Here is a 10,751-nt window from a genome sequence, read left to right as displayed (position 1 = left end):
GTCACCGTCGACCAGCCCGGGAGCCCGCAGGCCGCACTGATCGGTTATGTGGTCGGCAGGTCGGCCGGGGTCCGGGAAGAGTTGATGCGGCGGTTGCCGCTGCACATGGTCCCGACCCAGGTGATCGAGCTGGACGAGCTGCCACTGACCGCCAACGGCAAACTCGACCACAAGCGGCTGCCGGCCCCGCACGCCGGTGACCACGAGCACACCCCGCCGCGCACCGGCACCGAGCGGGACCTCGCGGCGATCTGGCACGACCTGCTCGGGGCGCCGCTCGACGCGATCGGCGTGACGGACACCTTCTTCGACCTCGGCGGCAACTCCCTGCAGGTGGTGCGGCTGCGCAACGCCGTCCGCGAGAAGCTGCACACCGACCTGGACATCCGCCGGTTCTATGCCGCGCCGACGCTGGCCGGGCTGGCCCGGCTCGTCGACGGAGACGAAGACGGGAACGTGGACGGGGACGTCACGGAGCTGGTCACGCTGCGCCCCGGCACCGGCGCGCCGCTGTTCGTCATCCACGCGGTCGGTGGTTCGGTGGCGCCGTACCAGCCGTTGGCGGCGGCCCTCACCGACGAGGCGCCGGTGGTCGGGGTCGAGGATCCCGCCCTGCACGGGGAGCCGCCCGCGGACGAGCTCACCGCGGTGGCCACACGCTACGCGGACGCCATCCGCCGCGCGTACCCCGTCGGTCCGTACCGCCTGGCCGGCTGGTCGATGGGTGGGGTTCTGGCCCTGGAGGTCGCGGCCCGGCTGCGGCAGTCCGGCGGCGACGTCCCCGCCGTCGTGCTGATCGACAGTTCGGTGCCCGGCCGGTCCCGGCCGGAGACGGACCTCGCCCTGCTGGTGGCCTTCGCCCGCGACGTGGCCGGGATCGCCGGCGCGCGGCCGCCGGAGCTGGACACCACCGAGCTGGCCCGGCTGGACACACGGCAGCGGGCCGACCGGGTGCTGGAGCTGCTGGAGGCGGACGGGCTGGTGCCCACCGGGATCCGCGACGACCTGCACCGGCGGGTGGAGGTGTTCCTCGCCAACGCCCGGATGCTCGCCCGGCACCGGCTCCGCCCGTGCCCGGTGCCGGTCGTGCTGATCAGCGCGGCCGACGAGCCGGACGACGAGGCCGACGCCTGGGCGGACCACGCCGGCGACGTCTTCAGCCACCACGCGGTGCCCGGCACCCACCACACCGTGCTGCACCAGCCGCAGCTCGGCAGGGTCGCAGCCGTCCTGGACGGCGTCCTGGCCGCCACGGCGTGACCGGAGCACCACGACGGTCGCCGCCTCGGCGAGGCGGCGACCGTCTCACTCCCGCACGCGGACACGCCGGGGAATCCGTGGTGTCAGCGGGACCGTGCGGTCAGGGTTCCGTGCAGGAAGCGGTCCGGGCGGGCCACCGTCACGCTGCCCGGCCGACCGGTCAGAAGGCCGTCGAGGTCGTCGACGGGCAGGCAGCCGGGCGCCGCGCCGGGATGGCCCAGCGCCAGGACCACCGCGTCGTCCGGCACCTCGGCGACCACGGTGCGCGGATCGCAGCCGTGCCCGATGTAGGCCCAGCGATATCCGAGAACCTCGTCCAGCCGCGTCGGTGGTCCGCCTTGGACACTGACCCGGGGATTGGGAAGGACGCGCCCGGCACCGGGCAGCGGTCCTGCCACGGCGCGCGGGAGCCGGCGCGCGGGCATGGGCCGGCCGCCGACGCGGGCCCGCAGGGCCCGGCATCGACGCCAAGGTCCGCAGCACGGCCCGGACGAGCCGCATCGTCGTCCGGCCACGGGTCTGCACCACCCGGCCGATGCGCAGCGCCAGCGCCGTGGACTGCTCGACGTCGACCCGGCGCTCCGCCTCGTAACCGTCGACTGCCCGCGGATCGCCGGCGATCGCATCGGCGAGCCGCCAGGCCAGGGCGGCAGCGTCCCGCACGCCCATGCTGAGTCCGAGACCGGCGAACGGCGGCATGGCGTGGGCGGCGTCGCCGGCCAGCAGCACCCGTCCGGCCCGCCACCGGTCGGCCATCCGGGCGTAGAAGGTGAACACGGCGGCCCGCTGGACGTCCACGTCGGCGGGCGGGACCCAGTCGCCGATCAACGACCGGACCGATGCCGGAGCGGCCATCACCTGCGGGTCCTCGCCCGGCAGTACCATCCACTCCCACCGCCACCGGTCGCGCTGCGACATGGCCACCGCCGGGCGCGCCGAGTCGGCCACGAACGCGAGGGCCGCGGCTCCGTCGGTGCCACCGCCCACCCCCGGTGTGGGGCCGGCGCCGGACCGCACGGCTGCATCGACGACGAGCCACGGCTGTGCGAACGTCGTGCCGGGAAAGCCGATGCCGGCCGCGGTGCGCACGGTGCTGCCCGTGCCGTCGCAGCCCACCAGCCACTGTGCGGTCAGTCGCCGGTCGTCGTCGAGCACCGCGGTCACCCGATCGTCGTGCTGCTCGACGTCACGCACGCTGCGGCCGGCGACGACCTGCACGCAGCCGGTCGCGGTGGCGGCCGACCGCAGGGCTGCCTCCAGGGCGGGCTGGTCGAGTCGCACGATCTGCGGGTGCCCGTACGCCCGGGCGGTCTGGTCGACCATGAGGAGCGGCCGGTTGGCCGGGTCGACGACACCGTTGCGGGCCAGCGGCGTCGCCCACTCGTCGAGCGGCGGCAGCCCGGGCAGCGCCGTCAGCAGGCGGATCGCCTCGATGTCGAGCACCGCGGCCCGCGGCTTGGGGTACGGCTGGTCCTGCGGTTCGACCACCACCGTCGGCACGCCGCGGCTGCCGAGCAGCAGAGCGAGCACCGCGCCGACCGGGCCCATCCCGGCCACGATGACGGCGGCGTCGTTCGTGTCACTGCTGTCCACGGTGCTCCTCGACCCGTTCTTCGCGGAGGCGGCGGCCGGGTGGTCTCCACCGATCCGGATGGCGCGATCAGCGTACGTTCGGCGATCCCGGTGGAGTTACCCACCACGGCGCCGACCGCCGGCGGTCCGCTGGGCCGAGCAACGAGGGACACCCCTGGCATACGGCAGGGTCAGCGGCGTACGACCTCCAAAGCCTGCTCGATGATCGCCTCGGCGGTGACGCCGTTGGCGGCGAGCAGGTGCTTGTGGCTGCCGCGCCCGCGGGCGAAGGTGTCGCCGACCGCGACCCGGCGCACCGGGCGGGGCAGTCCCAGCTCGGCCAGGCACTCCGCGGCCGCCGAGCCCAGGCCGCCGGCCGCCCAGTGCTCCTCGACGGTCACCACGCCGGCGGTGCGCTCGGCCGCGATCACCAGGGCGGCCGTGTCGAGCGGCTTGACCGTGTGCATGTCGAGGACCCCGGCCGACACGTCGTGGTCCGCCAGCCGGGCAGCGGCCTCCAGTGCCGCCAGGACCGGGTACGGGCCGGTGGCGACCAGCGTGACGTCGTCGCCCTCGCGCATCCTGCGGGCCCGGCCGATCCGGGCCGGCTCGGTGTCCGGCGGCAGGTCGGGGGTGCCGCTGCGGCCCAGGCGCAGATAGACCGGGCCGGGCAGACAGGCGCCGGCCCGGTCCAGCTCGCGGGCGGTGGCCGCGTCCGACGGGACGAGCACCGTCATGCCGGGCAGCATCCGCATCACGGCCAGGTCCTCCAGGCTCAGATGGGAGGTGCCGTAGTGGCCGGCGGAGAGCCCGCCGTGCGTGGCGACGATGCGTACCGGCAGCTTGTTGTAGGCGATGTCGAGCTTGACGGCCTCCAGCGCGCGGGTGGTGGCGAAGGTGGCCATCGTGTGCACGTACGGGATCCGGCCGGCCTTGGCGAGACCTGCCGCGACCGACATCATGTTCTGCTCGGCGATGCCGAGGTTGATGTAGCGGTCGGCGGCGGGGCCCCAATCGACGCCGTTGAACAGGCCGGTGTCGCTGTCCAGGCAGACGACCCGCTGGTCACGGGCCATCAGCTCGATCAGGAAATCGCGGTGGACCTCGCGGGGCGGCGGGGGCGCCGCGGGCGTCACCGGTGCCGCGGCCTCGGGCTGGGTGGCGGTCAGAGTCATTGCGGCTGCTCCGTTCGGCGGCGGCGGGCTGCTCCCAGGACGGCGAGCGCGCGCTTCTGGGTCCGCCCGGTGAGCCGGGCGTAGTGGCTGTTGGTCTGGCCCTCGATGAACGGCAGGCCCTTGCCCTTGACGGTGTGCGCGATGACGACGGTGGGCTTCCCGCTCTGCCGGGGCGCGGCGCCCAGGGTCGCCTTCAGCGCGCCGAGGTCGTGGCCGTCCACCTCGACGACCTCCCAGCCGAAGCTGCGCCACCGTTCGACCAGCGGCTCCAGCGTGACCACGTCCTCGGTGCGGCCGCTGATCTGCAGGCCGTTGCGGTCGACGACGGCGACCAGCCGGTCCAGGCCGTGCTGGCCGGCGGCCATCGCGGCCTCCCAGTTGGAGCCCTCCTGCAACTCGCCGTCGCCGAGCACGACGAAGCAGCGCCGGTCGCTGCCGGAGAGCTTGAAGTCGAGGGCGAACCCGGCGCCCAGAGACAGGCCGTGGCCCAGCGACCCGGTCGGCATCTCGACGCCGGGCACCGCCGTGGTCGGGTGCGCGGTCAGCGGCTCGTCGGTGGCCGCGTACCGGTCGGTCCAGTCGGCGGGGAAGAAGCCACGGTCGGCGAGGACGGCGTACAGGCCGATGGCGCCGTGGCCCTTGCTCAGGATCAGCAGGTCGCGGTCGGGCGCGGTGGGCCGGGCCGGGTCGATGCGCATCACCCGGTGGTAGAGCGTCATGAGGATCTCCACCAGCGACATCGAGCCGCCCAGGTGGCCACCCTCGGGGTTGGCGCACATCCGCACGATGGTCTCGCGGACCCGCAGGCAGCGTTCGTCCAGTTCCAGGTCGGTCATCGTTCAGGCCCCCGTCTGCTCGTGGGCATTGGCCAGGGTCAGGTGGCGTCGCGGGGTGGCGGGCGCGAGGTCGGCGAGTTCGGTCAGCGCGTGCCGCAGCACGCCGATGCCGCGCAGATAGTCGGTGAGGATGATGTGCTCGTCGTCGGCGTGGTCGAGCCGGCTGTCGCCGGGGCCGTACGTCGCCATCGGCACGTCCCAGCGGGCCGCCAGGGTGTTCATGTCGGAGGTGCCGGTCTTCACCTTGTAGCCGGGACGGGCCTGCTGGGCCCGGATGCCGGCCGCCAGCGCCCGCACCACAGGGGTGTCGCGCGGGCTGCGGACCGCGGGAATCGTGTTGATCACCCGCAGGTCGCCGTCGGGCAGCCGCCGGCGCAACGCCTCGACCAGCGCGTCGTCGTCGAAGCCGGGCGGGGTGCGCACGCTCATCTCGGCCTCGGCCTCGACCAGGTCGCCGCGGATGGCGACCAGGCAGGGCCAGGGCGCGTCGAAGCTGGATCGGATCCGGTCGCGCCCGAGCAGGTCGAGCAGCGCCGACCAGGCCGCCGCGGCGTGTTCCGAGGCTTTCGGCGCGGGGCTGCTGGGGTGGGTGGCCGGGCAGGACACCCGGTACCGAAGGTCGAGTTTGCCCTTGTAGCCGAGCACCACGGTGTCCCAGCCGCTGGGCTCGCCGATGATCACCGCGTCCGGCTGCTCATGGGTGTCGCGGATCAGGACCGCGCCGCGTGACAGCGGCGTCTCCTCCTCGACCGCCCCGACGACCACGATCCGGCCGCGGTAGTCGTGGGCGGTCGCGGCGGCGCACACCATGGCGGCGAGCGGCCCCTTGGCGTCGACGGTGCCCCGGCCGTAGAGCCGGTTCTGTTCGGCGCGCACCGGGATCTGGTCGGGAACGGTGTCGATGTGCCCGAGCAGCATGACGGTCGGCCCGGGCCCGCGGTCGATCACGCCTACCGCGTTGCCCGCCCGGTCGACGTGGGCGGTGAAGCCCAGCGTGCGCATCGCCTCGACCAGGTGTTCGGACGCGCGGGCCTCGCTGTAGGACGGCGACGGGATCTCGACCAGGCTGCGCAGCAGGCCGACCGCGAACGTGTCGCCGTCTCCCGAGGAGTTCATCGGGATGCCCCGGCCCCGACCGGCTGGTGGTCACCGACCACGACGCGGGTGCCCTCGCCGGCCAGGGCGGCCCGGACCGGGTCGTTGCGCCGCCCGTCCGAGATGATCACCTGGCCGACGCCGCCGGTGAGCGCCTCCCGGGCGGCCACCAGCTTGAGACCCATGCCGCCGCTGCGCACCGGCGGCGGGCCGTCGGCGGGAACCGCGCACACCGGTCGTACCGAAGTCTCGTCCTTGGGATCGTCCAGAACGCCGGGCGCGCCGGTGAGCAGGACCAGCGTGTCCGCCCGCAGGGCGGCGGCCACCGCGGCCGCGGCCCGGTCCGCGTCGGTGTTCACCGGCTCGTTGTCCTCGGCCAGCGCGGGCGGGGAGATCACCGGCACGTGGCCGGTGTCCAGCAGGGCTTCCAGCAGTCCGGCGTTGACATCGATGATCCGGCCGCTGTGGTCGTCGCGGACCACCACCCGGCGCCCGTCGATCATGGCCCGGTGGGCGCTCTTGCGGCGGGCCCGCAGCAGCCCTGAGTCCAGCCCGGTCAGCCCGACCGCCGGGACCGACAGGCGCATCAGCTCGGTCACCAGGCGGGGCTTGGCGCGGCCGACCAGGGCCAGCTGCACCACCTCGAGCATCTCCCGGTCGGTGTAGCGCGCGGACACACCGTCCGGCGCGACCAGGCGCCGCGACGCCACGGACATCCGGGCGGCGAGGTGGTCGATGTCGGCCGAGCCGCCGTGCACCAGCACCAGCCGGTCCGCGCCTCCGGCCAGTCCGGCGATGTCACGGCAGATGAGCCGGACGTCGACGGCGGCGTTGCCGCCGCACTTCACCACGATTGTCTCAGGCATCGCGTCGTTCTCCTCGGGATCGTGACAGCGTCGGAAGGTGACAGCGTCGGGTCGGGATGCTCAGTTGGGGTGCAGGCCGGGGAAGCCGAGACCGGTGGTCTCGGGCCAGCCGAAGCGGACGTTCATGGCTTGGACGGCGTTGCCGGCGCCGCCCTTGACCAGGTTGTCGAGTGCGCCGATGAGCACTGCCTGGTCGTCGCCGCCCACCGCGAAACCGACGTCGCAGTAGTTGGAGCCGGCCAGGATCTTCGGTTCGGGCAGGCGGTAGGTGCCGGTCTTCTGCGCCACCACGCGGACGAACGGCTCATCGGCGTAGACCTTGCGGTACGCGGCGCGGACATCGGTCTCCCGGGTGCCGGGGACCAGGGCCGCGCGGCAGAGCACCTGCACGCCGCGCACCGCCTCGACGCCGGTCGCCGTCATCCGGACCGGCAGCCCGGTGGCCTGGGCGATCTCGGCCTCGTGCCGATGGTGGGTGGGCGCGAAGACCCGCATGGCGCCACTGCGCTCGGCGTGCAGGTTGGCCGAGCCGGCGGCGGCGCCCGAGCCGCTGGACCCGGTGCGGGCGTCGACGAGGACCGGGCCGTCCAGCAGCCCGGCCTCGGCCAGCGGCCGGACGGTGAGGATGCCGGCCGCGGCCATGCAGCCCGGCACCGCGATGCGGTCGCTGGTGCGCAGCTCGTCGCGGTGCCATTCGGGCAGCCCGGTGACGAACGAGGACAGCAGGTCCGGGTGCGGGTGGTCCGTACCGTAGTAGCGCGGATAGCCGGCCGGGTCCCGCAGCCGGAAGTCGCCGCCCAGATCGACCACGACGCCGGCCCGCTCCAGGTACCACGGCATCTTCGTCATCGTGTGGCCGTGCGGCATGGCCAGGAACAGCACGTCCAGGTCCGCGGCGTCGCCGAGGCTGTCGTGCGGGCCGAACGTCAGCTCGGTGCGGCCCCGCAGGTTCGGGTGCGGGTTGTGCACCCGCTTGCCGGCGAAGGAGTTGGAGGTGGCCAGGACGACGTCGACGTACGGGTGATCCAGCAGCAGCCGCAGCAGCTCGCCGCCGATGTAGCCGGACGCCCCGGCCACCGCCACCCGGATCCTGCGCTCGTTCATTGCTCAGCCTTCGCTAGTACGAGGTCGACCATCCGGTCGGCGACCGACACCTGCTCACCCAGCGCGGTGTGGAACCCGGAGAACTCGACACCGGCATTGACCTCCAGCACCAGCCAGCCGCCGTCGCCGTCCTCCAGCAGGTCGACGCCGGCGATGTCGGCGCCGACGCAGCGGGCGGCTTCGGCCGCCAGCTTCGCCAGCTCGGGGGTGAGCGGGCAGGGTTGCGCCTGCGCGCCACGGGCCACGTTCGTACGCCAGCCGGCACCGTGGCGGTACGTGGCCCCGAGCACCTCCCCGCCGACGACCACGGCACGGACGTCCCGGTCGCCGGTGGCGATGAGCTCCTGCACGTACATGATGTGGGCCTGCGGGCTGGGCAGCGCCGCCACGTGTTCCAGCACGGTCTCGGCCTCCTCACGGTCGCGCAGCCGGGACACCAGCCGCCCCCACGACCCGCTGAGCGGTTTGAGCACCGCCGGATAGCCGATGTCGTCGAGCGCCTCCAGCGCCGCCTCCGGGGTCAGCGCCAGTGCCGTCCGCGGTGTCGGCAGGCCGGCCTGGTGCAGGGCGACCGAGGTGCGGTACTTGTCGCCGCACACCTCGATCGCCTGCGCCGAGTTGAGCACCGGGACGCCGGCCGCCTCCAGCAGCCGGGCGGCGTTGACCGCCCGGGCCAGTCCGATCTCGCGGTTCAGCACGACCGGCCGGCGCTCGCCGGCCGGCTGCTGCAGCGTCCGCCACAGCGTCCGGGTGTCGAGATAGTCGTATGCCACGCCACGGCGGTCGAACGCGTCGAGGATGCGCTTCTCGTCCGCGCGCAGCCGGGAGGCGAGTACGGCGACCGGTGCGTTCACTCGCCCCAGTCCTCCTCGACCGTCGGGGCCAGCGCGACGGCGGTCGGGTCCAGCGAGACCACTTCCAGCTCGCTGGCGCAGTCGCCGCACTCCAGGATCTCGCTCATCCGCGGCGTCGCCGCGAGGGTGACGCTCGAGTCGCACTCCGGGCAGCTGATCATGTGCTTCCCGCCTCTCGTGTGTTCGGTTCCTCCGGCTCCGGCCGGCTGCCGAGCAAAGTAGAACCCGCGTCGACGGAGATGCGCGTCCATCACCGTGACGAATGCGATCGTCGATTGCCGTTGACCCGGAGCGGCGGTCCATTGCAGGCGTGCGGACGTGGCGTTGAGGTCGCTGGACGCCATGTCGGATCTGCCCTCAGCCCGCTTTACAGCACTTCGGGGTCATGCGTGACTGGATTCGGCCCCCGAGCCGGCGACCGATGAGGAGTGTCGTGGAGAACCTGCCGGAAATCCTGATGCTGTGGGCCGCGCCCCGCAGCCGTTCCACCGCCTTCTTCCGCATGATGTGCGAGCGCGGTGACTTCGCCGTCCTGCACGAGCCGTTCTCCTATCTGGCGGAGTTCGGCAAGGTCCAGGTCCAGGACCGCGAGCTGCACGACGGCGTGGCCCTGATCGCCGCGTTGCGCGAGCTCGGCGCCCGGGCGCCGCTGTTCGTGAAGGACACCACCGACGAGCGCTATCCCGACGTGCTCGCCGACCGGGCGTTCCTGGCCACCGACGCGAAACACACCATGATCATTCGTCATCCCCTGGCGACGATCGCGTCGTATCACGCCATCAACCCGGCGGTGCAGCGTCACCAGATCGGCGTCGAGGCGCAGTACGAGATCTTCCGCGCGGTCTGGGACGCCACCGGCGAGCCGCCGGTCGTCATCGACTCCGACGACCTGGTCGCCGACCCGCTGAGCGTCGTACGCGGCTACTGCGACAAGGTCGGGATCCCGTTCCGGGAGGAGACGCTCAGCTGGCGGCCGGAGAACCGGCCGGAATGGCGGCCCAGCGAGCGCTGGCACGCCGACGCCGGCGCCAGCAGCGGATTCCACCAGAAGCAGCGGGCGTACGACGTGGACGTCGAAGCCGACCCGGTGCTGCGCGAGTACCTGGCCCACCACCTGCCGTTCTACGAGAAGCTGCACGCCCACCGGGTGGTGCCGTCATGAGCCGTTCGCCCTGGTTGCTGCGCCGGCCGCAGACCGAGGCGCCGGCCCGGCTCTTCCTGTTCCCCTACTCGGGGATGGGCGCCTCGATGTACGCGCGATGGCCCACCGCCGTCGGCGACGTCGAGCTGTGCCGGGTCCAGCTCCCGGGCCGGGAGAACCGGCTGCGGGAACCGCACTTCGGCCGGTACGAGGATCTCGCGGAGGCACTCGCCGAGGGCCTGGAGCCGTACCTGGACCGGCCGTTCGGGTTCTTCGGCCACTGCGGGGGTGCCCTGGCCGCCGTCGCCACCTCCCTGCGTCTCGCCGCCGCCGGCCTGCCCACCCCGGCGCGCACCTTCGTCTCGTCGCAGGTGGCGCCGCACCGCGGGCCGTTCGGCCGGTTCCTCACCCTCACCGACGAGGAGCTGATCGACGAGCTGAACCGGCTCCTCGTGGCGATGGGCGGCACCCCGAACCGGGAGCTGGTCGAGATGAACCTCGGCGTGCTCAAGGCCGACCTCGCCGCCAACAAGGCATACCGGCTGCCGGAGCCTGTGACGCTGCCCGGCGTGGTGCACGCGCTCGGCTGGTCGGGTGACGTGGAGATCCCGGTGGAGCTGATGACCACATGGGAGCCGTACGGCCGGGTCACGTCGACGGTGCTCGACGGCGGCCACTACGACTTCCTGTCCGCGCCCGCGAACCTGATGGACCTGCTGGAACGGGAGATGTCACATGACATATCGCACCTCGCATCTTGAGGTTCTCGAGGCCGAGAGCATCTTCGTGATGCGGGAGGTGATGGCGGAGTTCGAGCGGCCGGTGCTGCTGTTCTCCGGTGGTAAGGA

The 10,751-nt window shown here is 73.2% G+C and carries 11 protein-coding genes and 1 pseudogene; 4 read left to right on the top strand and 8 right to left on the bottom strand.

All coding sequences use genetic code 11. From position 1 onward, the window contains the following. On the top strand, positions 1–1,260 hold a 1,260-nt coding region (locus tag AC0NH5_RS42765), incomplete at its 5' end, for a thioesterase domain-containing protein (protein WP_474414187.1). 45 nt (positions 1,261–1,305) lie between these two features. Here the strand turns inward: AC0NH5_RS42765 and AC0NH5_RS42760 are convergent. The 8 genes from AC0NH5_RS42760 to lysW all read right to left on the bottom strand — a co-directional run bounded on the left by AC0NH5_RS42760 (position 1,306) and on the right by lysW (position 8,923). Next, a complete protein-coding gene (locus tag AC0NH5_RS42760; RefSeq protein ID WP_474414185.1) occupies positions 1,306–2,853 on the bottom strand; it encodes an FAD-dependent monooxygenase in 1,548 nt (515 codons plus the stop codon). A gap of 170 nt (positions 2,854–3,023) precedes the next feature. Then, positions 3,024–4,007 carry a transketolase family protein gene (locus AC0NH5_RS42755; RefSeq protein ID WP_474414183.1) on the bottom strand — a complete coding sequence of 328 codons (984 nt, stop codon included), beginning with the start codon at positions 4,005–4,007 and terminating at the stop codon, positions 3,024–3,026. Then, positions 4,004–4,843 (bottom strand): transketolase, encoded by an 840-nt coding sequence (locus AC0NH5_RS42750; RefSeq protein WP_474414181.1) that lies wholly within the window; start codon positions 4,841–4,843, stop codon positions 4,004–4,006. The genes AC0NH5_RS42755 and AC0NH5_RS42750 overlap by 4 nt, the downstream gene beginning before the upstream one ends. A 3-nt stretch (positions 4,844–4,846) precedes the next feature. Continuing rightward, positions 4,847–5,959 carry a [LysW]-lysine hydrolase gene (locus tag AC0NH5_RS42745; protein ID WP_474414179.1) on the bottom strand — a complete coding sequence of 371 codons (1,113 nt, stop codon included), beginning with the start codon at positions 5,957–5,959 and terminating at the stop codon, positions 4,847–4,849. Continuing rightward, on the bottom strand, positions 5,956–6,804 hold the full coding sequence (locus AC0NH5_RS42740; protein WP_474414177.1) for a [LysW]-aminoadipate kinase: 849 nt from the start codon (positions 6,802–6,804) through the stop codon (positions 5,956–5,958). Before AC0NH5_RS42740 ends, AC0NH5_RS42745 begins: the two co-directional genes overlap by 4 nt. Positions 6,805–6,864: 60 nt before the next feature. Then, the gene (gene argC, locus AC0NH5_RS42735; RefSeq protein WP_474414175.1) at positions 6,865–7,908 is read right to left on the bottom strand and encodes an N-acetyl-gamma-glutamyl-phosphate reductase; all 1,044 of its coding nucleotides are present in this window, start codon (positions 7,906–7,908) and stop codon (positions 6,865–6,867) included. After that, positions 7,905–8,762 (bottom strand): lysine biosynthesis protein LysX, encoded by an 858-nt coding sequence (lysX, locus tag AC0NH5_RS42730; protein ID WP_474414173.1) that lies wholly within the window; start codon positions 8,760–8,762, stop codon positions 7,905–7,907. Before lysX ends, argC begins: the two co-directional genes overlap by 4 nt. Continuing rightward, complete coding sequence (lysW, locus tag AC0NH5_RS42725) at positions 8,759–8,923, bottom strand: lysine biosynthesis protein LysW (protein ID WP_474414171.1); 165 nt, start codon at positions 8,921–8,923, stop codon at positions 8,759–8,761. The genes lysX and lysW overlap by 4 nt, the downstream gene beginning before the upstream one ends. A gap of 272 nt (positions 8,924–9,195) precedes the next feature. On the opposite strand from lysW, the gene AC0NH5_RS42720 reads away from it, so the two are divergent. The 3 genes and pseudogenes from AC0NH5_RS42720 to AC0NH5_RS42710 all read left to right on the top strand — a co-directional run. Next, positions 9,196–9,924: a sulfotransferase-like domain-containing protein gene (locus AC0NH5_RS42720; protein ID WP_474414169.1), complete on the top strand. Its 729-nt coding sequence runs from the start codon at positions 9,196–9,198 to the stop codon at positions 9,922–9,924. Next, entirely contained in the window at positions 9,921–10,664 is a 744-nt protein-coding gene (locus AC0NH5_RS42715) for a thioesterase II family protein (protein ID WP_474414167.1), read from the top strand. Before AC0NH5_RS42720 ends, AC0NH5_RS42715 begins: the two co-directional genes overlap by 4 nt. Further along, a pseudogene (locus AC0NH5_RS42710) lies at positions 10,639–10,751 on the top strand (sulfate adenylyltransferase subunit CysD); the annotation flags it as partial. The gene AC0NH5_RS42715 and the pseudogene AC0NH5_RS42710, both read left to right, overlap by 26 nt.

The organism is Actinoplanes sp. 13, from assembly GCF_056134165.1.
This window is presented reverse-complemented; position numbering and strand designations above follow the sequence as displayed.

Bases quoted from the DNA above. Each gene is read 5' to 3' on its own strand.
- AC0NH5_RS42750 (WP_474414181.1), bottom strand. From the start codon at position 4,843: ATGACCGACCTGGAACTGGACGAACGCTGCCTGCGGGTCCGCGAGACC.
- lysW (WP_474414171.1), bottom strand. From the start codon at position 8,923: ATGATCAGCTGCCCGGAGTGCGACTCGAGCGTCACCCTCGCGGCGACG.
- AC0NH5_RS42755 (WP_474414183.1), bottom strand. From the start codon at position 4,007: ATGACTCTGACCGCCACCCAGCCCGAGGCCGCGGCACCGGTGACGCCC.
- AC0NH5_RS42715 (WP_474414167.1), top strand. From the start codon at position 9,921: ATGAGCCGTTCGCCCTGGTTGCTGCGCCGGCCGCAGACCGAGGCGCCG.
- AC0NH5_RS42740 (WP_474414177.1), bottom strand. From the start codon at position 6,804: ATGCCTGAGACAATCGTGGTGAAGTGCGGCGGCAACGCCGCCGTCGAC.
- argC (WP_474414175.1), bottom strand. From the start codon at position 7,908: ATGAACGAGCGCAGGATCCGGGTGGCGGTGGCCGGGGCGTCCGGCTAC.
- AC0NH5_RS42745 (WP_474414179.1), bottom strand. From the start codon at position 5,959: ATGAACTCCTCGGGAGACGGCGACACGTTCGCGGTCGGCCTGCTGCGC.